The 24,569-nt window shown below is 61.0% G+C and carries 20 protein-coding genes; 10 read left to right on the top strand and 10 right to left on the bottom strand.

Annotated features, from left to right (window positions below; genetic code table 11):
- Nucleotides 1–59 precede the first annotated feature (59 nt).
- The 3 genes from zigA to MRY17_RS25880 are packed head-to-tail and all read left to right on the top strand — an operon-like array spanning nucleotide 60 to nucleotide 2,919.
- Nucleotides 60–1,268, top strand: a complete 1,209-nt coding sequence (gene zigA, locus MRY17_RS25890; protein ID WP_243353063.1) for a zinc metallochaperone GTPase ZigA — start codon at nucleotides 60–62, stop codon at nucleotides 1,266–1,268.
- Complete coding sequence (locus MRY17_RS25885; protein ID WP_243353062.1) at nucleotides 1,268–1,912, top strand: DUF1826 domain-containing protein; 645 nt, start codon at nucleotides 1,268–1,270, stop codon at nucleotides 1,910–1,912. The genes zigA and MRY17_RS25885 overlap by 1 nt, the downstream gene beginning before the upstream one ends.
- Nucleotides 1,913–1,956: 44 nt before the next feature.
- Nucleotides 1,957–2,919, top strand: a complete 963-nt coding sequence (locus MRY17_RS25880) for a CobW family GTP-binding protein (RefSeq protein WP_191956273.1) — start codon at nucleotides 1,957–1,959, stop codon at nucleotides 2,917–2,919.
- Here the strand turns inward: MRY17_RS25880 and MRY17_RS25875 are convergent.
- Complete coding sequence (locus tag MRY17_RS25875) at nucleotides 2,913–3,308, bottom strand: DUF3301 domain-containing protein (protein WP_124360405.1); 396 nt, start codon at nucleotides 3,306–3,308, stop codon at nucleotides 2,913–2,915. The two genes, MRY17_RS25880 and MRY17_RS25875, sit on opposite strands and share 7 nt — an antisense overlap.
- 117 nt (nucleotides 3,309–3,425) lie before the next feature.
- Between MRY17_RS25875 and pdxY the strand changes: the two genes are divergently transcribed.
- On the top strand, nucleotides 3,426–4,298 hold the full coding sequence (gene pdxY, locus MRY17_RS25870; protein WP_124425519.1) for a pyridoxal kinase PdxY: 873 nt from the start codon (nucleotides 3,426–3,428) through the stop codon (nucleotides 4,296–4,298).
- 642 nt (nucleotides 4,299–4,940) lie between these two features.
- Here the strand turns inward: pdxY and MRY17_RS25865 are convergent.
- Nucleotides 4,941–5,426, bottom strand: a complete 486-nt coding sequence (locus tag MRY17_RS25865; protein WP_065885124.1) for an acyl-CoA thioesterase — start codon at nucleotides 5,424–5,426, stop codon at nucleotides 4,941–4,943.
- A 273-nt stretch (nucleotides 5,427–5,699) separates the two neighbouring features.
- Here MRY17_RS25865 and MRY17_RS25860 point away from each other — a divergent pair, with 273 nt between their 5' ends.
- Nucleotides 5,700–7,460 carry a cation:proton antiporter gene (locus tag MRY17_RS25860; RefSeq protein WP_191952469.1) on the top strand — a complete coding sequence of 587 codons (1,761 nt, stop codon included), beginning with the start codon at nucleotides 5,700–5,702 and terminating at the stop codon, nucleotides 7,458–7,460.
- 68 nt (nucleotides 7,461–7,528) lie between these two features.
- Here the strand turns inward: MRY17_RS25860 and MRY17_RS25855 are convergent, their stop codons facing one another.
- From MRY17_RS25855 to uvrD, 3 genes are all read right to left on the bottom strand, one after another.
- Complete coding sequence (locus MRY17_RS25855) at nucleotides 7,529–7,936, bottom strand: SMI1/KNR4 family protein (RefSeq protein WP_017739032.1); 408 nt, start codon at nucleotides 7,934–7,936, stop codon at nucleotides 7,529–7,531.
- A 136-nt stretch (nucleotides 7,937–8,072) separates the two neighbouring features.
- Nucleotides 8,073–8,942, bottom strand: coding sequence for a Tim44 domain-containing protein (locus MRY17_RS25850; protein ID WP_181285746.1), 870 nt, complete (start codon nucleotides 8,940–8,942; stop codon nucleotides 8,073–8,075).
- A 302-nt stretch (nucleotides 8,943–9,244) separates the two neighbouring features.
- A complete protein-coding gene (gene uvrD / locus MRY17_RS25845; RefSeq protein WP_243353061.1) occupies nucleotides 9,245–11,428 on the bottom strand; it encodes a DNA helicase II in 2,184 nt (727 codons plus the stop codon).
- A 268-nt stretch (nucleotides 11,429–11,696) separates the two neighbouring features.
- Between uvrD and MRY17_RS25840 the strand changes: the two genes are divergently transcribed.
- The 3 genes from MRY17_RS25840 to MRY17_RS25830 all read left to right on the top strand — a co-directional run bounded on the left by MRY17_RS25840 (nucleotide 11,697) and on the right by MRY17_RS25830 (nucleotide 16,012).
- The gene (locus MRY17_RS25840) at nucleotides 11,697–14,570 is read left to right on the top strand and encodes an EAL domain-containing protein (RefSeq protein ID WP_243353060.1); all 2,874 of its coding nucleotides are present in this window, start codon (nucleotides 11,697–11,699) and stop codon (nucleotides 14,568–14,570) included.
- A gap of 163 nt (nucleotides 14,571–14,733) precedes the next feature.
- Entirely contained in the window at nucleotides 14,734–15,600 is an 867-nt protein-coding gene (gene hexR / locus MRY17_RS25835) for a transcriptional regulator HexR (protein ID WP_003187110.1), read from the top strand.
- A gap of 214 nt (nucleotides 15,601–15,814) precedes the next feature.
- Nucleotides 15,815–16,012 carry a PA3496 family putative envelope integrity protein gene (locus MRY17_RS25830; protein WP_181285743.1) on the top strand — a complete coding sequence of 66 codons (198 nt, stop codon included), beginning with the start codon at nucleotides 15,815–15,817 and terminating at the stop codon, nucleotides 16,010–16,012.
- On the opposite strand, the gene MRY17_RS25825 is transcribed toward MRY17_RS25830, so the two are convergent.
- Nucleotides 15,942–16,916, bottom strand: a complete 975-nt coding sequence (locus MRY17_RS25825; protein ID WP_181285742.1) for a LysR family transcriptional regulator — start codon at nucleotides 16,914–16,916, stop codon at nucleotides 15,942–15,944. The genes MRY17_RS25830 and MRY17_RS25825 overlap by 71 nt on opposite strands.
- 195 nt (nucleotides 16,917–17,111) lie before the next feature.
- On the opposite strand from MRY17_RS25825, the gene MRY17_RS25820 reads away from it, so the two are divergent.
- Together MRY17_RS25820 and oadA are read left to right on the top strand one after the other, a co-directional pair.
- Nucleotides 17,112–18,527, top strand: coding sequence for an acetyl-CoA carboxylase biotin carboxylase subunit (locus MRY17_RS25820; RefSeq protein WP_003195732.1), 1,416 nt, complete (start codon nucleotides 17,112–17,114; stop codon nucleotides 18,525–18,527).
- 11 nt (nucleotides 18,528–18,538) lie between these two features.
- Nucleotides 18,539–20,347, top strand: a complete 1,809-nt coding sequence (gene oadA, locus MRY17_RS25815; protein WP_181285741.1) for a sodium-extruding oxaloacetate decarboxylase subunit alpha — start codon at nucleotides 18,539–18,541, stop codon at nucleotides 20,345–20,347.
- Between the two features lie 68 nt (nucleotides 20,348–20,415).
- Here the strand turns inward: oadA and MRY17_RS25810 are convergent, their stop codons facing one another.
- The 4 genes from MRY17_RS25810 to MRY17_RS25795 form a co-directional block, all read right to left on the bottom strand.
- Nucleotides 20,416–21,351: a hypothetical protein gene (locus MRY17_RS25810; RefSeq protein ID WP_243353059.1), complete on the bottom strand. Its 936-nt coding sequence runs from the start codon at nucleotides 21,349–21,351 to the stop codon at nucleotides 20,416–20,418.
- A 121-nt stretch (nucleotides 21,352–21,472) separates the two neighbouring features.
- Complete coding sequence (locus tag MRY17_RS25805) at nucleotides 21,473–22,774, bottom strand: autotransporter outer membrane beta-barrel domain-containing protein (protein WP_243353058.1); 1,302 nt, start codon at nucleotides 22,772–22,774, stop codon at nucleotides 21,473–21,475.
- A 174-nt stretch (nucleotides 22,775–22,948) separates the two neighbouring features.
- The gene (locus tag MRY17_RS25800) at nucleotides 22,949–23,743 is read right to left on the bottom strand and encodes an amino acid ABC transporter permease (protein ID WP_375154687.1); all 795 of its coding nucleotides are present in this window, start codon (nucleotides 23,741–23,743) and stop codon (nucleotides 22,949–22,951) included.
- Nucleotides 23,716–24,537 (bottom strand): ABC transporter substrate-binding protein, encoded by an 822-nt coding sequence (locus tag MRY17_RS25795; RefSeq protein WP_243353057.1) that lies wholly within the window; start codon nucleotides 24,535–24,537, stop codon nucleotides 23,716–23,718. The genes MRY17_RS25800 and MRY17_RS25795 overlap by 28 nt, the downstream gene beginning before the upstream one ends.
- Nucleotides 24,538–24,569: the final 32 nt, after the last annotated feature.

Here is a 24,569-nt window from a genome sequence, read left to right as displayed (position 1 = left end):
TTATACTATAACATAAAACAAAGCCTGGCTTGACCGGGCAGCCTGATGAGAGCGACCTGATGCCCAATCGTCTACCCGTTACCGTGTTGTCCGGCTTTCTCGGCGCCGGTAAGAGCACGCTGCTCAACCATGTACTGCGCAACCGCGAAAACCTGCGCGTGGCGGTGATCGTCAACGACATGAGCGAAATCAATATCGATGGCAGCGAGGTCCAGCGCGACGTCACCCTCAATCGCGCTGAAGAAAAGCTGGTGGAGATGAGCAACGGCTGCATCTGCTGCACCTTGCGCGAAGACTTGCTTGAAGAAGTCGGCAAGCTCGCCGCGGAAGGTCGGTTCGATTACCTGCTGATCGAATCCACCGGCATTTCCGAACCCATGCCTGTGGCCGAAACCTTCACCTTTCGCGATGAAAACGGGCAAAGCCTGGCGGACATCGCGCGCCTGGACACCATGGTCACCGTGGTCGACGGCATGAATTTCCTGCTCGACTATCAAGCCGCAGAAAGCCTGGCCTCACGCGGCGAAACCCTGGGCGACGAAGATGAGCGCTCGATCACCGACCTGCTGATCGAACAGATCGAATTTGCCGACGTGATACTGATCAGCAAGATCGACCTGATCGGCAGCCACGAGCGCGAAGAGTTGATGGCAATCCTCGAGCGCCTCAACGCCCAGGCGCAGATCATTCCGATGGTCATGGGCCAAGTGCCGCTGAACAAGATCCTCAACACCGGCCGCTTTGATTTCGAACGGGCCGCCCAGGCACCGGGCTGGTTGCAGGAATTGCGCGGTGAACACGTGCCGGAAACCCAAGAGTACGGAATTGCCTCCACCGCTTACCGCGCGCGCCGGCCCTTCCATCCGCAGCGGTTTTTCGACTTCATCGACCGCCCCTGGGTGAACGGCAAGCTGTTGCGTTCCAAAGGTTTCTTCTGGTTGGCCAGCAAACATCAGGACGCCGGCAGCTGGTCTCAGGCCGGTGGCTTGATGCGCCATGGTTTTGCCGGGCGCTGGTGGCGCTTCGTGCCGAAAAGCCAATGGCCGCAGGACGAAGAAAGTGTCGCGGCAATCATGGGCAATTGGCAGCCGAGCACTGGCGATTGCCGTCAGGAACTGGTGTTTATCGGGCAGAACATCGACTTTGCGCAGATGCGCGTCGAACTGGGCCAGTGCTTGCTCACTGATGAAGAAATGGCCCTGGGCGTGGAAGGCTGGCGCCAGTTGGCTGATCCCTTCGGCCCCTGGTATGAGGAGGCAGCCGCCTGATGCTGGCCCCGGTCATTCCCCTGCGCCCCGTGATCCGCCAGGCCTGCGGCGATACCCCGCTGGCGCTGTCCGGCATCCTGGAAGATGGCGTGAACCTGGCGCTGTGGCAGCGCCAATTACCGTTGCATATCGCTGACTTTGGCGCGCTGGTGGTGGCGCTTGATGAGCCGTTGGGCGAAGCATTGGTCGTTGAATTAAACAATGAAGACTCCGCGCCGAACTTGCACGGCTTTGCGTCCTGTTGCCGTGACCTTGAAGGCTATGACGGCTTTATCGCCGATGTCTCCTGGCTGATCAGCGCATTCGCCTGCCTGCTTGGCGCCAGGCGTATCGGCGTACGTTTGCGCTTGCTGGACAAGGCCATGTGCCCGCGTTTTCATGTCGACCATGTGCCCGTGCGGCTGATCACCACCTACGCCGGCGTCGGCAGCCAATGGCTGCGCGAAGGCGTCATGGATCGCCGCCGGTTGAGCCAGCCCGACGCTGAGCCCACCGAACGCATCGAGCACATCCACTGCGGTGAAGTGGCGCTGCTCAAGGGTACAAAATGGCATGGCAATGAACACCATGGCTTGATTCACCGCTCGCCCGCACTGAAGGCGAATGAGCGTCGCTTGATTCTGACCCTGGATTGGCTCGCATAAACGCGTAGGATCAAGCGCTCTACACGGTCTGAATGATGCCACCCATGCTGCAGAACATTCCCACCCATGTGATTGCCGGGCCCTTGGGCGCCGGCAAGACCAGCCTGATCAAACACCTGCTTTCCCAGCGTCCGGCCAACGAGCGCTGGGCAGTGTTGATCAATGAATTCGGGCAGATCGGGCTGGACGCGGCCTTGCTCACTCAAGACGACGATGGCATTGCCCTGGGCGAGGTGGCGGGTGGCTGCCTGTGTTGTGTGAATGGTGCGCCGTTCCAGGTAGGCCTGGGTCGGTTGTTGCGTAGGGCCAAGCCGGATCGGCTGTTTATCGAGCCCTCGGGCCTGGGCCATCCGGCGCAGTTACTCAAACAACTGAGCCAGGCGCCATGGCAGGACGTGCTGGCGGTCCAACCCTGCGTACTGGTGCTGGACGCGCAGGCCCTGGCTGCGGGCAAACCCTTGCCACCAGCGCAGCAAGAGGCGCTGGCCAGTGCCGGCCTGCTGGTGTTGAACAAGGATGAGGCGCTGGATGCGGTGCAGCGCCAAGCCATTGAACAACGGTTACCCGGCAGTGCGCTTTATTGGACGCGTCAGGCGCAGTTGCCGATTGAGCAATTGCCCGGTGTGAGGGCACAGGCTGGCGGCGCTGTGGATAACTTCGCGGTCCCCAATGGCTTGGTGCACATGCAGGCGGTCTGGAGCGATCCCACGCTGCCGATCTGCCTGAGCCAGGCCCAGGAGGAAGGCTGGAGCATCGGCTGGCGCTGGCATCCGAGCCAGCAATTTGACCTGGTGCGTTTGAATCAATGGCTGACAAGTCTGGCGTGGCGTCGCGCCAAGCTGGTTATCCACAGTCGTGACGCCTGGGTGTCCGCCAATGCTGTGGATAACAGCCCGCTGGCCTGGCAGCCCAGCGAATGGCGCCGCGATTCGCGCATCGAGCTGATCTTCATTGCCCCTCAGGACGTGACCGCATTGCAGGCCGCGCTGGCGGCCTGCCGTTACTGACGGTTCTTGGTGGCGTGGTCCTGGCGCCACTGGCTCAGTTCGATAACCTCGGCGCTGGGCAGTGGCTCCTTGGCTTCGAACGGGTAGGGCGCCAGTTCGATCTGTGCGCTGTGGGCGCCAAATTGGGTGATGGTCCCGCTGTGGCGAGCCTCGCCCGTCACGGTGAACTCGAAATTGTAGACGCGTGCCAGACGGCGCCGACCCTTGGCATCCTTCACGAAACCGATGCGTTTCAACGCCACCGCGCCGTCAAGCAGTTCGATGTCGAGCTTGGCGCAGTGCTGCTTGACGCGCTCCAGCGCGCGCTCGCGCAAGCCATGGTTGTGCCAGACCCAGGCGGCGCCGGTCGCCAGCAACATCAACACGAACATGTTTCCTAGGGTCAGCATTCCATGAACTCCAACAAAGTGAGCGCAGCTTAACTGTGTCGCCGGTCTGTCGTACAGGCTGCGTTTAGTCGCATACTGCGCGGCCAGAATTTCAACGGCTTTATGGAAATCTCCTGCATGAAACGTACACCCCATCTGCTTGCGATCCAGTCTCATGTGGTCTTTGGCCACGCCGGAAACAGCGCCGCCGTGTTCCCCATGCAGCGGGTCGGGGTGAATGTATGGCCGCTCAACACGGTGCAGTTCTCCAACCACACACAGTATGGCCACTGGGCGGGTGAAGTGCTGGCGCCGCAGCAAATTCCTGCGCTGGTGGAAGGTATCGCGGCGATCGGCGAACTGGGTAACTGTGATGCGGTGCTGTCCGGCTACCTCGGCAGTGCGGCTCAGGGGCGCGCCATTCTGAGTGGCGTGGCGCGTATCAAAGCGCTCAATCCCAAGGCGATGTACCTGTGCGACCCGGTGATGGGCCATCCGGAAAAGGGCTGCAGCGTGCCGCAGGAAGTCAGTGATTTCCTGCTGAACGAAGCTGCGGCCATGGCGGACTTCCTGTGTCCTAACCAGCTGGAGCTGGACAGTTTTGCCGGGCGCAAGCCGCAATCGCTGTTCGATTGCCTGGCGATGGCCAAGGCACTGCTGGCGCGCGGGCCGAAGGCAGTGCTGGTCAAGCATCTGGATTACCCGGGCAAGCTGCCGGACGGCTTCGAGATGTTGCTGGTGACGGCCGAGGGCAGTTGGCACTTGCGCAGACCGCTGCTGGCCTTCCCGCGCCAGCCGGTGGGCGTGGGTGACCTGACGTCGGGGCTGTTCCTGGCGCGGGTGCTGTTGGGCGATAGCCTGGTGGCGGCCTTCGAGTTCACGGCGGCGGCGGTGCATGAGGTGCTGCTGGAGACTCAGGCCTGCGCCAGTTACGAGCTGGAACTGGTGCGGGCGCAGGATCGAATCGCCCATCCCCGCGTACGCTTCGAGGCGACGCCGATCAGCCTGTAAGTACATAAAACCGAATGTGGGAGGGGGCAAGCCCCAGCAGCCTATGACTATCTTGCTGATGCTCCACAATCCAAATGTGGGAGGGGCTTGCCCCGATGGCGGCCTCTGGGCCGACCAGGATGTTGGATTGGGTTGAGTACATATCCGTTTCTGCGATAACGGCTGCTAATGGTTCCGCTTTTACAGCGGCTCACTTTTGAAAAGCGCAAAAGTAAGCAAAACGCTCTTGCCCCACCACTCGGCACCTCGCTTGGGCTCGGTGTGCCCTCTCTCCGGCTTGAATCCGTGGGCCGCCGCAATGGGCCATCCATGGCCCAGTGCGGCTAACCCGGCGTCCTGCCGGTTTGCCCACGGATTCAAGCCTGCGTTCGGCCAGCGTGGTTTGACGGGGCGCCTAAGATCAAGAGCGACTCGCTGCGCATCGTGGTTAGTGTTGTGTAGAAACTCATCGCTATCGGGGGCAAGCCCCCACCGCCCTCTGTAGGAGCGAGCTTGCTCGCGAAAAACGTCAACGATAACGCGTGCTTTCTGAATGAACGCGGTGCCTGTGAGTTTTTCGCGAGCAAGCTCGCTCCTACAAAAGCTTTAACTGACTGGCATCAGAGCAAGCCCCCACATTTGATTGGGTTCGCAGATCTGGACTCAGGGCGCGTCGGCCTTGATTTCCTGATAACGCCTTTCCAGTTCCTGGCGAATCTGCCGACGCTGCTGGGCCTGCACGAAGCGGCGTTTGTCTTCGCTGTTCTGCGGCTGCAAGGGGGGGACGGCGGCCGGTTTGCGCTGGTCGTCCACCGCCACCATGGTGAAGAAGCAGCTGTTGGTATGACGCACCGAGCGCTCACGAATGTTCTCGGTCACCACCTTGATGCCCACTTCCATCGAGGTGTTGCCGGTGTAGTTCACCGACGCAAGAAAGGTCACCAGTTCGCCGACATGGATCGGCTCGCGGAAAATCACCTGGTCCACCGACAGCGTGACCACATAACGGCCGGCATAACGGCTGGCGCATGCGTACGCCACTTCGTCGAGGTACTTGAGCAGGGTGCCGCCGTGGACATTGCCTGAGAAATTGGCCATGTCAGGGGTCATCAATACCGTCATCGACAGCTGGGCGTTTCCGGGTTCCATAGCACACTCACGGGTTGTAGGCATTGGTTGGGGGGCACCTCTGCGGGTGCTGGGTCTTTGCTGCCATCCCTAACGGGACGCTGGTGGGCGGCTTGCCGTCACGCCCTGGCCGATCTGTTTCCATATATTGCACCGGCTTTCCGGCGGAAGTCGCGGTGTTAACCTTCAAACGCGCCTCTATGGGCATTTCTTACAGTCACGGCAGACTTTTCTTTCACCGGCTGCGCGTGCGGGAAGTGAGAAAACGCCAGCAATTTCAAGGAGCCCCACGCCATGCACGCCATCAGTTTCATCCAGGATTTGGCGGTGATCATGCTGGTGGCGGGGGTTGTCACCATCCTGTTTCATCGCCTCAAGCAGCCGGTAGTACTGGGCTATATCGTGGCCGGCTTCATCATCGGCCCCCACACCCCGCCGTTCGGCCTGATTCACGATGAGGACACGATCAAGACCCTGGCCGAGCTCGGGGTGATCTTCCTGATGTTCTGCCTGGGCCTGGAGTTCAGCTTGCGCAAGCTGTTCAAGGTGGGCGCCACGGCGTTTATCGCGGCGTTCCTTGAGATCGTTCTGATGATCTGGATCGGCTACGAAATCGGCCAATGGTTCGATTGGAACACCATGGACTCGTTGTTTCTCGGCGCGATCCTGGCGATTTCCTCGACCACCATCATCGTCAAGGCGCTCAATGACCTGAAGATGAAGGACCAGCGCTTCGCTCAGTTGATATTCGGCGTGCTGATCGTCGAGGACATCCTGGGAATCGGCATCATCGCCTTGCTGTCGAGCATTGCCGTCAGTGGCACGGTCAGCTCCGGCGAGGTGTTTTCCACCGTGGGCAAGCTCTCGTTGTTCATGATTGTCGCGCTGGTGATCGGCATTTTGCTGGTACCGCGCCTGCTGGCGTATGTCGCCAAATTCGAAAGCAATGAAATGCTGCTGATCGCCGTATTAGGTCTGTGTTTCGGCTTCTGCCTGTTGGTGGTCAAGCTTGAATACAGCATGGTGCTGGGGGCTTTCCTGATCGGCGCGATCATGGCCGAATCACGCCAACTGATCAAAATCGAGCGCCTGATCGAACCGGTTCGCGACATGTTCAGTGCGATCTTCTTTGTTGCCATAGGCTTGATGATCGACCCGCAAATCCTGCTGCAGTACGCCTGGCCTATTGCAGTCATTACCGTGGCCGTGGTGCTGGGCAAGATGCTGTCTTGCGGGCTGGGCGCGTTTATCGCCGGCAACGATGGCCGCACCTCACTGCGGGTGGGCATGGGGCTGTCACAGATTGGCGAATTCTCTTTCATCATCGCGGCGCTGGGAATGACCCTGCAGGTCACCAGCGACTTTCTGTATCCGGTGGCGGTAGCGGTTTCGGCGATAACGACGTTGCTCACCCCTTACCTGATCCGTGGCGCCGACCCGCTGTCGTTGAAGATTGCCGCCGTGATGCCCCGGCGCATGAGCCGGGTATTCGCAATGTATGGCGAATGGCTGCGCAGTATCCAGCCGCAAGGCGAGGGCGCGATGCTGGCATCGATGATCCGCAAGATCATTCTGCAAGTGGGGGTGAACCTGGCGCTGGTGATCGCGATCTTCTTCGCCGGCAGCTTTTTCGCGGCGCGCATCGGCGGGTATCTGGAAGGCTGGATCAGCGATCAAAGCTGGCAGAAGGCGCTGATCTGGGGTGGGGCATTGCTGTTGTCGCTGCCGTTTTTGATCGCGGCGTATCGCAAGCTCAAGGCACTGTCGATGCTGTTGGCGGAGATGAGCGTGACGCCGGAAATGGCCGGGCGGCATACCCAGCGCGTGCGGCGGGTGATCGCGGAGCTGATCCCCATTCTGTCGCTGCTGGTGATTTTCCTGCTATTGGCAGCCTTGTCGGCGAGTATTCTGCCGACCAACAAGTTGCTGGTGCTGATTGCCGTAGTCACGGCGGCGGTGGCGGCCGTGCTCTGGCGCTGGTTCATCCGCGTGCATACGCGGATGCAGGTGGCCTTGCTGGAGACGCTGGATAACCACAAGGATACGGAGCATTAACTGACGTTGACGGGGGCTGCATCGCAGCCCAGCGGGAGCAAGCTCCCTCGCCACAACAGTCTTATGTGTCAGCTTTCCAGCCAGACGTCCCGTGCCCAGTGCCACACTGACTCCCAGGTTTCTTCGGTGACCAGTTCCTCCTCGCCGGACCACAACACCACGGTGCCGTCTTCTTCGACGCAATAGTAGTCGTCGCCGTCCTGGCAGATCGGGATCATGCTGCGATCAACCCCGGCATCCCAGGCGTTGGCGGCCACGTCCGGCAGATACGTGTGGGACTGCGGGTCGGTGACGGTCACCGGCTCGAGGCTGCCGTAGACCACGTCGCTGACGGTCAGCAGGAATTCGCGGAACACAAAGGGGATGTCGATGAACAGTTGTTCCTCGATTTCCACCAATTGGTCTTCGTCAGGCAGTTCCAAAGGAACCGGGACCGGTTCGTTGGCTTCACGCAGTTGTTCGATGATTTCTTCCACGGCCGGGATCCTCTTGCTAGAAGGCACGTCTTATAGGGGCGTTTTATACAGTAGCTCGCTATAAGTGCAACCGTGAAATAGAAAACCCCGGAACATGTCCGGGGTTTTTGTTACCACTTGCTCAAGCGTGCGGGTTTCAGCCGTTCTGGCGGATACCGGCGACCAGCCATGGCTGGTTGTCGCCCTGGGGACGTTCCATGTTCCAGCTTTCGCTGAACACTTCGCCCTGGTCGAAACGCGAGGTCTTCGACACGCCGCTGAAGGTCAGGGTGGCGATGGTCTTGTCGGCGCGATCATCCACACCGTCCAGCTGTACGCGCAGGTCGTCGATATAGGTCGACTGGAAGCCGTCACCCAGGTCGGCGCGCTCGCGTTTGAGGAACTCCAGCAGTTGCGGAGTCACGAACTCGGCGATCTTGTCCATTTCGTTGGCGTCCCAGTGCTGCTGCAGGGACTGGAAGTGACTGCGGGCCGCTTCGATGAAACGTTCTTCGTTGAACCAGGCCGGCGCGTTGATCACCGGACGGGCGGGCGCAGGAGCTGCCGATCCGCCGAAGATCGAACCCATGGCGGGTTTTTGCTCGAACACTTCACGCTGCATCGGCGCGCCGGCCGGAGCCAGGTGCTCCTGCTGCTTGCGGCGACGGGCGGCGATGAAGCGGAAGATCACGAAGGCAATGACCGCCAGGATCAGGATGTCGAAGATCTGCATGCCCTGGAAGCCGCCGCCCATGAACATGGACGCGAGCAGGCCACCGGCGGCGATGCCGGCCAATGGGCCCAACCAGCGCGAAGCACCGCCGGCCTTGGCTGCGGCGCCAGCGGCACCGGCTGCGCCTGCAGTAGCGGCGGCACCACCGGCACCGGCGGATGGAGCCATCTGGCTGGTCTGGTGAGTCGGGGCCGCGCCGGAACTTTTGCCGCCACCGAAGCGTTTGGCGTTGGCGTCGAGACTCATCGTCAAGCCGATGCACAACGCCATGGCGATGCTAAGAAAACGTTTCATAAAGGGAATTCCCATTTGTGGATTGCACGCGCGCCATGTTGCACAGGTGTCGTGACAGTGGCTAGCGACATAATGTTTCGGGCTTTTGCGTAGGACTGATTCGGAATGGTCTGTAGGAGTTATTACAGATATTGGCCCGCCCTTATTAAAAACAAGGGTGGGCCAAAAACCTTCATGTTGAACGGTTCCCCGTAGGAGCGAGCTTGCTCGCGAAAATCGTCAACGATAACGCGAGTATTCTGGATGAACGCGTTATCTGGACGTTCTTCGCGAGCAAGCTCGCTCCTATAGGAGGGAAGACTTCAGACAGCCTCAAGTTTTGCGTAGCCCATCATCAGCCACTTGCTGCCCTCGGCAAAGTTGACCTGCACCCGCGCCTGGGCACCGGCGCCTTCGAAGTTGAGGATCACGCCTTCGCCGAAGATTGCATGCTTGACCTGCTGGCCCAGGCTGAACGGGGTTTCCGGAATCTCGGAACCGGCAAACATGGTGCTGGAGTTCTGCTGCTGGCCACCGCCGAACGGGCGGCTGACGCTGTTGGACAGGCGCACTTCCTGAATCAGCCCCTTCGGCACTTCACGTACGAAGCGCGACACCTTGTTGTAGGTCTCACTGCCGTACAGGCGTCGGGTTTCGGCATAGGTCATCACCAGGTTCTGCATGGCCCGGGTAATGCCCACGTAAGCCAGGCGACGTTCTTCTTCAAGACGGCCAGGCTCTTCCAGGCTCATCTTGTGCGGGAACAAGCCTTCTTCCATGCCCACCAGGAACACGTACGGGAATTCCAGGCCCTTGGCACTGTGCAGGGTCATCAGCTGGACGCTGTCTTCATGTTCGTCAGCCTGGGCGTCCCCGGCCTCCAGCGAAGCATGGCCAAGGAAGGCGGCGAGCGGCGTCAGGTCCTCTTCGTTCTCGGCATTTTCGAACGCGCGGGCGGCGCTCACCAATTCCTCAAGGTTTTCTACCCTGGCCTGGCCTTTCTCGCCTTTTTCGGCCTCGTGGTAGGCGATCAGCCCGGACTGTTCGATCACGGTCTGGGTCATCAAATGCAAAGGCATTTCCGCGCATTTGGCCCCAAGGTTCTCGATCAGCTCGACGAACACTCCCAGTGCGCCGGCTGCACGGCCCGTCAGGCCTTTATTGGCGATGAGCAGGCGCATGGCCTCCCACATCGACACATCGGCATGGCGAGCGTGTTCGCGAATGGCCTCGACGGTTTTTTCGCCGATGCCACGGGCCGGGATGTTGATCACCCGCTCCAGCGCCGCATCGTTGCCGCGACCTTCCAGCAAGCGCAGGTAGGCCATGGCGTTCTTGATTTCTGCACGCTCGAAGAAGCGCTGGCCGCCATAGATGCGATACGGGATGCGCTCGCGCAACAAGGCTTCCTCCAATACCCGCGATTGGGCATTGGAGCGGTAGAGAATGGCGATATCGCTGCGTGAAAGACCGGTTTTCAGCGCACCTTCGATGGTTTCCACCACGTAGCGCGCTTCATCGTGCTCGTTGAAGGCGGCGTACAGGTTGATCGCTTCGCCTTCGCCGCCGTCGGTCCACAGCTCTTTGCCCAGACGCCCGGTGTTGTTGGCGATCAAGGCGTTGGCGGCCTTGAGAATCCCGGCGGTAGAGCGGTAGTTTTGCTCGAGGCGGATGGTCACCGCGTCCGGGAAGTCCTCGGAGTACTGATAGATGTTCTCGATTTTCGCGCCGCGCCAGCCGTAGATCGACTGGTCGTCGTCACCCACCACCATCAGGCTGTCGCCACCCTTGGCCAGCAGGCGCAACCAGGCGTACTGCACGGCGTTGGTGTCCTGGAATTCGTCCACCAGGATGTGCCGGAAACGCTTCTGGTAATGGGCCAGCAAGCCGGGGTTGTCGCGCCACAGGTCGAGGGCACGCAACAGCAGTTCGGAGAAGTCGATCACGCCGGCGCGTGCGCAGGCCGCCTCGTAGGCTTCATAGATGCTGCGCATGGTGGCCAGGAACAGATCGCCGCTGGCCTGGATATGTTGCGGGCGCAGGCCTTCGTCTTTCTGGCCGTTGATGAACCACTGGGCCTGGCGTGCCGGCCAACGTTGCTCGTCGAGGCCCAGCTCGCGGATCACCCGCTTGACCAGGCGTTGCTGGTCGTCGCTGTCGAGGATCTGGAACGTCTGGGCCAGCCCCGCCTCCTGCCAATGCGCCCGCAACAGGCGGTGCGCCAGGCCGTGGAAGGTGCCCACCCACATGCCGGCCGGGCTGATGCCCATCAGTTGCTCGATGCGATGGCGCATCTCGGCGGCCGCCTTGTTGGTGAACGTCACCGACAGGATGGAATGGGGCGACGCGTTCTCGACCTGGATCAACCAGGCGATACGGTGCACCAGCACTCGGGTTTTACCGGAGCCAGCACCGGCCAGGACCAACTGACGGCCAACGGGGGCCGCTACGGCCTGGCGTTGGGCATCGTTGAGGGAGTTCAGCAAAAGGGAGAGATCATCGCGCATCGGCGCATTCTAGGGTGCCGGGGGGGAGACGGGCAAACCCCAATGCCAGGTGGCCGACGGAAAACCGCAGGCGGGCAAACTTCTATTGGGTGCGGATGACCGGTCAGTCATGCGTCACAGCCCGCGTGGCGTCTCGTTCAAGCTGTCTGGAACAACGCTTTGCGCCCAGCCGACGGGTAGTTTTTATGACCTGGGGCAGTTTGGCCCGAGCGCTTGCTTGTGTATGCTCCGTCGACGTTTCGGGCTCACCATTATAAGAACACCGCCTATGACCTTTGACACTGACCTGCTCGGCCCTTCGGCGGCGCCTGCGCAGGTTATCCGCAAGCGTTACGCCACCCAGATGGCGGTCGAGCGGACACGCCTGCTGTATCAGGGCTCATTGGTGCCGACCCTGTTGATGCTGGTCAATGGCCTGGTCTGCGCCTGGCTGCTGTGGGATCCCGAGCAATACTTGCTCGACAGCGCCTGGCTGGTCTGGTTGCTGGCTCTCGTGGCGATGCGGGTCATCCAGGTGGCGGCCTTTGAGTCGGCCATGCCCGGCCGCCAGGCCCAACCGGTCTGGCGCCGGATGTTCATGCTCGGTTCGGCGGCCAGCGGCCTGACCCTGTCGATCGCGGCCATCGCCCTGGTGCCCACCGACAACTTTATGCAGCAGGCCTGGGTGTTCGGCCTGATCGGCGCGGCGATGTTGTCGGCCAGCGTGGCGTACGCCGTCAGCCTATGGGCCTTTGTGTCTTTCGCCTTGCCGTGCTTGCTGCCGGTCATCGTGTATCTGTTCTGGAACGGAACCTCGCAGCAACAGGGCTGGGGCGTGCTCGGTGTGATCCTGCTGGCGTCGTTGAGTGTGGTGGCGTGGCAGGTCAACCGCCTGATCCAGCGCGGGCTGCTGCGCCGCTTCCAGAACCAGGCCTTGATCGAGCATTTGCAGCAGGCCCGGCAACGCAGCGAGCAGTTGAACCAGGCGCTGATGCGCGAAGTCGAGCAGCGCCGCCAGGTCGAACAGGACTTGCGTGACGCCCAGGTCGGCCTGCAAGACCGTATGGCGCTGCGCAGCCAGGAACTGGACGCCGCCAGCCTTGCCCTGAATAAAAGCGAGGCGCGCCTGGCCATGGCACTGCAAGCCAGTGAACTGGGCCTGTGGGACTGGAACCTGCAAACCGATGAGGTGCACCACACCCAGCTCAAGGAACTGTTCGGCCTGGAACCCGAGTACGTCACCGCCATGCTCAGTCATCTCAAGCCGCGCCTGCACCCCGATGACCTGCCGCTGCTCAAGCATGCGCTGGTGAAGCACCTCAAAGGCCGCACCGAGGACTATCAGGTGGAATACCGGATACGTCATGGCGATGGGCATTGGGTGTGGATCGAGGACCGCGGGCGTGCGGTAGAACGTTCGCCCAATGGGCGGGTGATTCGCATGCTTGGCACGCGCCGCGACATCAGTGCCGGCAAGGCCCTGGAAGAACAGCAACGGCTTGCCTCGACGGTGTTCGAGGCCGCCAGCGAAGGCATCGTGATTCTCGACCCGGACTACGTGCTGATCGCAGTGAACCAGGCTTTCAGTCGTGTCACCGGTTTTGATAGCGACGACATGCTCGGACGCAATGTCGTGGAGTTGCCCAGCAGTCGTGATGCCCGGCGCCACTTCCCGGCGATCCGCCAGGCGCTGCTCAGCCACGGCACCTGGCAGGGTGAGCTGGTGGAAACGCGCAAGAACGGCGAACTGTACCCGCAGTGGCTGCAATTGAACGTGGTTCGCGATGTTCGCGGCAATGTCAGTCATATTGTCGGCTTTTTCGCCGATCTTTCCGCGCGGCGCGAGTCCGAGGAGCGCATGCGCTACCTCACCCATTACGATGAGTTGACGGGCCTGGCCAACCGTTCGCTGTTTCGCGAACGGCTGCGCGAAGCCCATCAGCGCGTGCGCCAGGGCGGGCGCAGCCTGGCGCTGCTGCACATCAACCTCGACCGATTCAAGCTGCTCAATGACAGCCTTGGCCATGAAGTCGCCGACCAGCTGTTGCAGAAAATGGCGCGGCGGCTGATCAACGCGCTGCCGGAAGCCGACACCATTGCACGCTTGTCCGGTGACGAATTTGCTGTGCTGTTCGATGCCTATGGCAACTTGTCGAGCCTGGCGCGGGTGGCGACACGGCTATTGGCAAAGCTGCGCGTGCCGGTGACGGTGGAGGGGCATGAGCTGGTGGTCAGCGCCTCCATGGGCGTCAGCCTGCTGCCGGATAATGCGCGGGAGATTTCTGCGCTGGTCAGCCAGTCGAATATGGCGATGCAGCACGCCAAGCACCTGGGCGGGAATAATTTCCAGTTCTACACCGACAGCCTGCAAGCCAGCACTCTGGAGCGCTTGCAGCTGGAAAACCATCTGCGCAAAGCCATCGACGAAGGCCAGCTCACGGTGTTCTACCAACCCAAACTGTGCCTGGCCACCGGTAAGATGAATGCGGTCGAGGCCCTGGTGCGCTGGGAACATCCGCAGTGGGGCCTGGTGCCGCCGGGGGACTTTATCGGCCTGGCCGAAGAAACCGGCCTGATCGTGCCGTTGGGTGAATCAGTGCTGCGCCAGGCGTGCTGGCAGGCCTGTGAGTGGCAGCGTCAGGGGCTGGCGCCGATTCGCGTGTCGGTGAACCTGTCGGTGCACCAGTTGCGCCAGGGCAAGCTGGTCAGCCTGGTGCGCCAGGTGCTGGAGGAGACCGGGCTGGACCCGCAATATCTGGAGTTGGAACTGACCGAAAGTCAGCTGCTCGACAGTGTCGAGCACATCATCACCACCTTCCGGCAGTTGCGCGACCTGGGTGTGAAGCTGGCCATCGACGATTTCGGTACCGGCTATTCATCCCTCAGCTACCTCAAGCGCATCCCGGTGGATTACGTGAAGATCGACCAGACCTTTATCCGCGGGCTTGGCCAGGGGCGTGAAGACGCCGCCATTACCCGGGCGATCATTGCCATGGCCCACGGGTTGGCGCTCAAAGTGGTGGCCGAAGGTGTGGAAGATCAGCAGCAACTGGATTTCCTGCGAAGCGAGGGGTGCGACGAGGTGCAGGGCTATCTGATCAGCCGGCCGATGCACGCCGATGGGCTGGCAGATTTGTTACGAAAAAATCCGGAATTTCCTTAACGACTCGGGGGCAGCCCTTGTGGCTACAAAGCCTCTGCCCTTAATTTCAGTGGGGGGGCGGGGCGATTTAGTGGTGCATCAGGCGGGCAAAACGGCAATTCTTGTAGTATAACTACAAGCTTGCTACATCCCTGGCGTCTGCCAATAACAAGAGTCCTGCCCTTTGAACCTGTTGCAACATATCGCCCAGTCGCGCCACCTGTTACGCAAATCGGAACTCAAGGTTGCCGATCACGTGCTGCTTGACCCTGCGGCCGTGATGCACAGTTCCATGGCTGACCTTGCCCACAGCGTGGGCATCAGTGAGCCGACCATCGTGCGCTTCTGCCGCGCCATCGGTTGCTCCGGGTTTCAGGATTTGAAACTCAAGTTGGCGCAAAGCTTGGCCGCCGGGGCGAGCTTCGGCCAGTTTGCAATCCATGAAGACGACTCCGTTGCTGACTACAGCCTGAAAATCTTCGACACCACCTTGCACACCCTCATGGAAGTGCGCGAGAAGCTCGACCCGGTAGCGCTGCAAAAGGCCGTGACCGCCATGTCCCAGGCCCAGCGCGTGGAGTTCTATGGCTTTGGTGCCTCCGGCGCGGTGGCGGCCGACGCCCAGCACAAATTCTTCCGCCTGCTGCTCACGGCGGCGGCCTACAGTGACCCGCACATGCAGGCGATGTCGGCGGTGACCTTGAAGCCCACCGACGTGGCCATCTGTATCTCCCAGTCCGGTCGCTCCAAAGACCTGCTCATCACCGCCAATCTGGTGCGTGAAAGCGGCGCTTCGCTGATCACCTTATGCCCGAGCCAGACGCCGCTGGCGGAATTATCCACAGTAAACCTGGCGATCGATGTGCACGAAGACACCGAGATCTACACGCCGCTGACCTCGCGTATCGCTCACCTGGTGGTAATCGACGTATTGGCGATGGGCGTTGCCATGGCCCGTGGGCCGAGCCTGGTCAATCACCTCAAGAGCGTGAAGCGCAGTTTGCGCAGCCTGCGGTTGTCGCCCAAGTCGGTCAAAGCCCTCGACGACTGATTCAAGGCCATACTCGGCCGAAATGTGGGAGGGGGCTTGCCCCCGATAGCGCAGTGTCAGTCACCCGATTCATTGACTGACGCACCGCCATCGGGGGCAAGCCCCCTCCCACATTTGCATCCGTTGTGTGTCCAGAATCTTCACCGGGTTGTCATCGTCGTGTCATCCCCCGTGCCCATCCTGTACTCCCCGCACTCGCATTGGGAGACTCCAAATGGCCCGGACCTACGAAGACAGCAACAGCACCGTCAAGACCCGTCGTCAGCAGGAAGACCAGCGCCGCATGGCGTTCCGTCGCGCAATCGAAGACCGCTGTGACCAGCGCCAGCTGCTGCAGAGCATCAGTGACTACCCGGAACTGCATTGGCAGGTGCCCTTGGCTGCCCAGCGAAGCGCTCAGCCAGGGCGCTGATCTGTACCCGTTCGCTGCGGATAAAGCCCAGGAACGCATGGGCCACCGGTGACAGCCGCTTGGCTTTGGCTTGCACCAGGCACCAACTGCGGTACAGCGGCAGTTCTTCCACCGCCAGCTCCTTGAGCCCGCCGGTGGCCAGTTCCAGGTTCAAGGCGTGGCGCGTCAGCAGGGCCACGCCCAATCCTGCGACCACGCACTCTCGCTGCGCCTCGGCCGAGGCCACTTCCACGGTCTGGGTGAAGTGCACGCGTTTTTCCTTGAAGTATTCTTCGCACGCCAGCCGTGTGCCGGAACCCGGTTCGCGGATGAGCAGCGTGTAAGGCTCAAGGTCTTGCAGGCGCAGCGGCCCCTGCAGGCTCAATGGATGATCCGGCAGCGCCACGGCGACGATCGGGTTATTCAGGAACGGCAGGAACTCCAGGCCCATGTCCTGGGGCACCATGGACATGATCACCAGGTCGTCGCGGTTGTCCGAGAGCCGGCGGATCACCTGGGCGCGATTGACCACGGTCAGGTGCAACTGCACCTCCGGGTGCTGGCGCTTGAAAGCAGCGAACAGGTGCGGCACGAAGTACTTGGCGCTCGATTCCACCGCCAGCTTCAATTGGCCCTGCAGTGAGCCCTGCATGTCCGAGAGCTGCATATCGAGGTTTTCCAGGCGTCCGAAAATATCGCGGCTGGCCCGTTGCAGGGCTTCGGCGGCCTCGGTCATGTAGAGTTTTTTGCCGACATAATCGAACAGCGGCTGGCCGATCAGTTCTTCGAGCTGGCGAATTTGCAGGCTGACGGCAGGCTGGGTGAGGGACATTTCCTCGGCTGCGCGGCTGTAGGAGCGCAGATCGCACACTTCATTGAATATCTGCAACTGACGCAATGTCATACGCATCAATGACTTACGCATTAAATACTTCTCCGCTCACCGATCATCCCTCCAACTATAAGTCTTTACTTATACACAGCCCAATAATTATTGATTTTTGTTAATCCCTCGGTGCGCATAGTGTGTGTCTCGCGACTGTCATGAAACATTTGGTCACGCGCTGACCCGGCTACTGAAAGGTCAAAGACGCAGCAATCGGCTCAAGGGAATTTCCAAGTGATAAAAAAGATCCTGATCGCCAACCGTGGTGAAATTGCCGTACGAATCGTGCGTGCCTGCGCCGAGATGGGCATTCGCTCGGTCGCGGTTTATTCGGACGCCGACCGCCACGCGTTGCACGTCAAGCGTGCCGACGAAGCCCACAGCATCGGGGCCGAGCCCCTTGCTGGCTACCTCAACCCGCGCAAGCTGGTGAACCTGGCGGTGGAAACCGGTTGCGACGCGCTGCATCCCGGCTACGGCTTCTTATCGGAAAATGCCGAACTGGCGGACATCTGCGCTGAACGCGGTATCAAGTTCATTGGTCCTTCGGCCGAAGTGATCCGCCGCATGGGCGACAAGACCGAAGCGCGCCGCAGCATGATCAAGGCCGGTGTGCCGGTCACTCCCGGCACCGAAGGCAACGTCGCGGATATCCATGAAGCGCTGACCGAAGGCGACCGCATTGGTTACCCGGTGATGCTCAAGGCCACTTCCGGTGGCGGCGGGCGCGGTATCCGCCGTTGCAACAGCCGCGAAGAACTTGAACAAGCCTTCCCCCGCGTGATCTCCGAAGCCACCAAGGCGTTCGGTTCGGCGGAGGTGTTCCTGGAAAAATGCATCGTCAATCCCAAGCACATCGAAGCGCAGATCCTCGGTGACAGCTTTGGCAACGTGGTGCATCTGTTCGAGCGCGATTGCTCGATCCAGCGTCGCAACCAGAAGCTGATCGAAATCGCCCCCAGCCCCCAGTTGACCCCCGAACAGCGCGCCTACATCGGCGACCTGTCGGTGCGCGCGGCCAAGGCGGTGGGCTACGAAAACGCCGGTACCGTGGAGTTCCTGCTCGCCGAGGGCGAGGTGTACTTCATGGAGATGAACACCCGGGTGCAGGTGGAACACACCATCACCGAGGAAATCACCGGGATCGACATCGTCCGCGAACAGATCCGCATCGCCTCGGGCCTGCCGCTGTCGGTCAAGCAGGAAGACATCCAGCACCGTGGTTTCGCGTTGCAATTCCGTATCAACGCCGAAGACCCGAAGAACAACTTCCTGCCAAGCTTCGGCAAGATCACCCGTTACTACGCCCCCGGCGGCCCCGGTGTGCGTACCGACACGGCGATCTACACCGGTTACACCATCCCACCGTTCTACGACTCCATGTGCCTGAAACTGGTGGTGTGGGCGTTGACCTGGGAAGAAGCCATGGACCGTGGCCTGCGCGCCCTGGACGACATGCGCCTGCAAGGCGTGAAGACCACCGCCGCTTATTACCAGGAAATCCTGCGCAACCCGGAATTCCGCAGCGGCCAATTTAATACAAGCTTCGTGGAAAGCCACCCTGAGCTGACCAACTACTCGATCAAGCGCAAACCCGAAGAGCTGGCCCTGGCCATCGCCGCCGCCATCGCCGCCCACGCAGGCCTGTGAGGAATACAACAATGTCCAAGAAGATTTTCGTAACCGACACCATCCTGCGCGACGCTCACCAATCGCTGCTGGCGACCCGCATGCGCACCGACGACATGCTGCCGATCTGCGACAAGCTCGACAAAGTCGGCTACTGGTCCCTGGAAGTCTGGGGCGGCGCCACCTTCGACGCTTGCGTACGTTTCCTGAAAGAAGACCCGTGGGAGCGCCTGCGCCAACTGCGCGCCGCGTTGCCCAACACGCGCCTGCAAATGTTGCTGCGCGGCCAGAACCTGCTGGGTTACCGCCATTACAGCGATGATGTCGTAAAAGCCTTCGTCGCCAAGGCGGCGGTCAACGGGATCGATGTGTTCCGCATCTTCGACGCGATGAACGACGTACGTAACCTGCGCGTGGCCATCGAAGCGGTCAAGGCCGCCGGCAAACACGCCCAGGGCACCATCGCCTACACCACCAGCCCGGTGCACACCGTCGACGCATTCGTGGCCCAGGCCAAGCAGTTGGAGTCCATGGGTTGCGACTCCATCGCGATCAAGGACATGGCCGGCCTGCTGACCCCTTACGCCACCGGCGAGCTGGTCAAGGCGCTGAAAGCCGAGCAGAACCTGCCGATCTTTATCCACTCCCACGACACCGCTGGCCTGGCCGCGATGTGCCAACTCAAGGCCATCGAAAACGGTGCCGACCATATCGACACTGCCATCTCCAGCTTCGCCTGGGGCACCAGCCACCCGGGCACCGAGTCGATGGTCGCGGCCCTTAAAGGCAGCGAGTTCGACACCGGCCTGGACCTGGAACTGTTGCAGGAAATCGGCCTGTACTTCTATGCCGTGCGCAAGAAGTACCACCAGTTCGAAAGCGAATTCACCGCGGTCGACACCCGCGTGCAAGTCAATCAGGTGCCGGGCGGGATGATTTCCAACCTGGCCAACCAGTTGAAAGAGCAGGGCGCGCTGAACCGCATGAGCGAAGTGTTGGCCGAAATCCCGCGCGTGCGTGAAGACCTCGGCTTCCCGCCGCTGGTCACTCCGACCTCGCAGATCGTCGGTACGCAGGCGTTCTTCAACGTGCTGGCCGGCGAGCGCTACAAGACCATCACCAACGAAGTGAAACTCTACCTGCAAGGCGGCTACGGCAAGGCGCCTGGCACCGTGAACGAGAAGTTGCGTCGCCAGGCCATCGGCAGCGAAGAGGTCATCGACGTGCGCCCGGCCGACCTGCTCAAGCCTGAAATGACCAAGCTGCGCGGTGAAATCGGCGCGTTGGCCAAGTCCGAAGAAGACGTGCTGACCTACGCCATGTTCCCGGACATCGGGCGCAAATTCCTCGAAGAGCGCGACGCCGGCACCCTGGCCCCTGAAGTGCTGCTGCCGATTCCGGAAGCGGGCGGTGTGGCCCGCGCCGGCGGCGAAGGCGTGCCGACCGAGTTCGTCATCGACGTGCACGGCGAAAGCTACCGCGTGGATATCACCGGTGTCGGCGTGAAGGCCGAAGGCAAGCGTCACTTCTACCTGTCCATCGACGGCATGCCGGAAGAAGTGGTGTTCGAACCGCTCAACGAATTTGTCAGCAGCGGCGGCAGCAAGCGCAAGCACGCGACCGAACCGGGTCATGTCAGCACGGCGATGCCGGGCAATATCGTCGATGTGCTGGTCAAGGAAGGCGACGTGGTCAAGGCCGGCCAGGCCGTGCTGATCACTGAAGCCATGAAGATGGAAACCGAAGTCCAGGCAGCCATTGCCGGCAAGGTGACCGCCGTTCATGTGGCCAAGGGCGACCGGGTCAACCCGGGTGAGATCCTGATTGAGATCGAAGGCTGAACAACAGCCTTCGACATTACCGCTTAATCCTCGGGAGGGCAGGTGCCCTCCTTTTTTTTGCCTGACATTCAGGCCTTATTGCGCTTGAAACTGACAAAGGCACCGGTGGCCGTGTAGATCAATTCCGGGGTCAGGGTTTCAAGGTTGCTGGTGATCCGCTCGAAACGGCCTGCGATCTGTGCGGCGTCGACGATGCGTAGCTGGCGGTTGAGCAGTTCGTCGTCTTCGTATTCCACCTGGATATTCAGCGCTGCGCCTGCGAGGGTGGCGCGGCTGCCGACTTTCAGGGTGCTGTGCGTTTCGCCCTGGCCTACGTTGAAAACCAGGGTCGAGCCCTCTGTCATGTTCAAGTCATGTTTGACTCGGCCTTGGTTTTTCAAGGCCGGGTCGAGCACCAGCGTACCGGCGACGTCAAGTTCGGTCACCGTGCCACCGGCATAGGTGGCGCCGTGTTCAACCGTGACCCTGCCGCCGATGCGGCTCTGGTTGATCAGCGTGGCGCCGCTCTGAACCCTGCCTCGCTGGTTGGCATCCAGTGCGCCGGTCAGGGTCCAGGCGCCTGTGTTGACGTCCAGTTGCTGAACCTGGCGGGCACCGTTGAACGTGCCACCTTTGCTATCGTCCAGGATGACTTGGTTGGTACCGCTGCCACCGTCCACCTCGCCGCTGAATCGGGCCTGGCTTCGCACTGTCAACACGTCGTCGCCACCGCCCATGTCCAGGGCAACGCCGTTGGCGCCGCTGATCAGGCCGTTATTAATGATCCTGTCGTTGAAGTCGCCAATGAGCTTCACCCCATAACCGTTGCGACCCGTAATGGTGCCGTTGTTGACCAGCAATGTGCTGCCGGCGTCAGGCTCCGCGCTCCCGTTGTCGACGCGTATGCCGTACTGCTCGCCGCTGATGAGGCCGTGGTTATGGATGTCGTCACCGGCGCTGGGCGCCGAGCCAGGATAGAGCGCTTGAGGTGGATAGACGGCAGGCTGGCTGGGTACTCGCGACATTGGATTTCGACCTCACGTGTGGAGGTCGAAAACTAACCCAAGGAAAAGCTCGTCGCTGTCGGCGGTAGCACCGAGGATTGTAAGAGGGCTCGCTATTGGAAGGGAGTCTTACGGCGCTCGGTTAAAAGCTCATCGTCCATTGCCCCTTGATACCTTGATTGCGGCTATGGGTACCCGCCTGGCCGCTGTAGCTCAGGCCCAGCGTGTGTTGCTTGGACAAGGCCAGGTCCACGCCGGCGTTCACGTCCAGGCTGTTGCGGTCCAGCGACGTACCGGTGATGGTGAAGCCGTCCAGTGCCGCTGGAACATTGCGATAGGCTTGGCGCACCTGGCTGTCGACTGCGCCATAAAGGTGTTTCCAGCCGGTGCTGAGGTGGGGCGTGAGGCTGACTTGATTATCGAAGCGGTACACCGTCGCCAGGCGCAGGCCAACGGTGCTGCTCAGGTTCTGCTGGGTCTGTGCGCCGACGTTGAGTGCGGTCAGGCCACCGCTTTCCTTGAAGCTGTCACGGTGATAACGCTGGTAGCCAAGGCCGGCGAAAGGCTCGACGCGCAAGCCCTGGCTGCCCAGCTGATAGCCCAGCTCCGAGAACAGCGTTTGGCTTTGGGCATCGTAACGAGACTTGAGCTGGTCCTTGTAATCGAGCAGATTGACGTTGCGCCTGTTGGTCCCGGCATGGCTGCTGTAGATCGCACCCAGGCGCAGCGCCAGCGGGCCGTCCTGGCGCACGGCGTAGGCACCCAGATGCAAACTGTCCAGCTCGGCGGAGAAGCGCTGGGCTTCAAGATTGCTGGCGGATTTGGCCCCCATCACACCCACGCGCCAGGCTTGGTCCACCGCCCAGTCGGCTCCCAGCAACAGGCCACGGGTAGCCTGTTTCAGGCCGGCGCTGCCGCTTCGTGGATCGAGGTTGCCGTCGTTGCCCAGGCCCTGCACCCAAACGTGATTATTCTCGTCAACGGGCAAGGCGCGCAGGGTCGAGAGCAATTGGTTGCTGATTTGACCGGTGACGGCGTGGGTGGCGGTGGCCAGGTTAGCGTTTTGGCTGCCGGCCAATTGTTCGAGGGCTGCGCCGATGCCGCCGGGCTGTCCGGCCAGTGCTTCATTTACCTTTTGCAGCGCCTTTATTTCTTCCGAGGTCAGTTCGCCGGAATTGAGCACATCAAGCAGCGCGGGTTCCAGCACCTTGGCGACCTGCGCACCGTTATAGGTGGTGGCCTGGCCAATGAGGTAACCGGCGTAGGGCGGTGGGGAAGGCGGTGCATCGAATTCGGGTTCCAAGGCCCACTCAGTGTCGGCCGAATCGTAAGGCTGATAAAAAAACGGCCTGTATTCGATATCGCCGCGTGCTTGCGCGGATTGAACACTGATGGCCACTGCAAGGCTGATGAACGCAGCGATTCTTGAAGGTATAAAAGACATGAATTGCCGACCTCTGATGAATGAGGCCGGGAATGTAGCGAGGTCGCCGAGAGATAACTGTCAGGCCACTGACCGCTGGTATGCGGGAGTTGTCCTTGATGTGGTGCGATTAAAAGCTCAATTGCCATGGGCAGAACAGGGCATGTCAAGGTACGGCGCAACTGGTCCCGGGTTTCAACCGCGGCGCTCGTAACCTTTGCCGAAATGCCGCTCCATGCGCGCCTGGATCAATTCCAGCCCCAGGGACATCACCCAATAAATGATCGCCGCCGTCGTGAGCATCTCGATATAGCGGTAGCTTGAGCGGCCATAGGACTGCGCCAGAAACATTACTTCCCACACGCCCATCACCGAAATCAGGGAGGAGTCCTTGAGCATCGAGATGAACTGGTTGGTGGCCGGCGGGATGATGGTGCGCATGGCCTGGGGCAGGGTCACGTGCCAGAAGATCGCCCTGTCGCGCATGCCCAGGGCCAGCGCGGCCTCGCGTTGGCCATGGGGCACGCCGAGGATGCCGGCGCGGAAAATTTCACTCAGGTAGGCGCCGTAATTCAGCGACAGCGCGATGATCCCGGCGACGATGGCGCCTGGCACCAGCCCCAATTGCGGCAGGCCCAGGTAAATCAGCAGGATCTGGATCAGCAGCGGCGTGCCGCGAAAGAACGAGGCATAGAAACTGGCGATGCCGAACGCCACCGCACTTTTCGACAGGCGCCCCAATGCGGTGATAAAGCCCAGCACCGACGAGGCGACGATGGCGCACAGGCACAAGAACAGCGTCAGCGCCGCACCTTGCAGGAAGCCGTTGGGCGCCAGGTGCAGGCCGACCAGGTTGGGCAGCTTGTCGAGGATGATCGAGAACTTCAGGTCAAAGCTGAGGAAGAAACTCGCAAACAGGCCGAACAGCGCCGCCCAGGTCAGGTAAAGCCGTAGGCGAAAACTCATCGGCTGATATCGGCGCCGATCCATTTTTGCGACAGCTTGCTCAGCGTGCCGTCCTGTTTCAGTTGCGCGAAGACCTCACGCACTTTGGCGTCCCATTGCGGGTCGCCTTTCTCGATGGCCACCGAGTTGGGCTCCGAATAGAGCGGCTCGCCTGCCAGCTTGAAGCGCTTGTCCTGGGTCAGGCGCGGCTGCGCGGTAACCAGGTTGGTGAGGATTGCATCCAGGCGCACGCCTGCGCCCAGGCCGAGATCCTGAAACGCCACGTTGTCGGTGTCGTACGGAGCGATCTGCACATCCTCGAACGGGTACTGCAATTGCGTGTCTTCGGCCCCTTCGATCACCAGGTTCTTGTTCAGGTAGCTTTCGTAGCTGGAGGCGCTGGTGAGGCCGACTTTCTTGCCGCTCAGGTCTTTGGCTGCATGGATGCGATCATCCTTGGCGTTGACCACGATCACGGCCGGCGAGGCGTAGTACTCCACCGGGAAGTCGAACACCTCGGCGCGCGCTTTGCTTGGGGTCATGGAGCAGATGCAAAGGTCGTAGCGCCCGCTCCAGCGGCCGGCGGCGATCACGTCCCAAGACGGGGTTTCCAGGCGCAACTTCACGCCCAGTTTTTGCGCAACGGCCTTGGCTACGTCCACGTCGAAACCGTCGAGCTGGTTCTGGTCATTGAGAAACGAAAACGGCGGGTAGCTTTCCATCAGTACGCCAACCAATTCTTTCTTCTGCTCGATACGATCCAGCGTGGCACCGCCAAAGGCTTGGGTGGAAGCAGCCAACAGGGTAAGGCCCAGGGCCAACAGCGGTCTTAATTTCAAAATCGAGCACCTGAATAAAAAAGAGGTTGTTA

The organism is Pseudomonas orientalis (assembly GCF_022807995.1).
Lineage (GTDB): Bacteria > Pseudomonadota > Gammaproteobacteria > Pseudomonadales > Pseudomonadaceae > Aquipseudomonas > Aquipseudomonas orientalis_B.
Note: the sequence above shows the minus strand (reverse complement) of the source record. Positions and strands in the feature narration are given on the sequence as shown.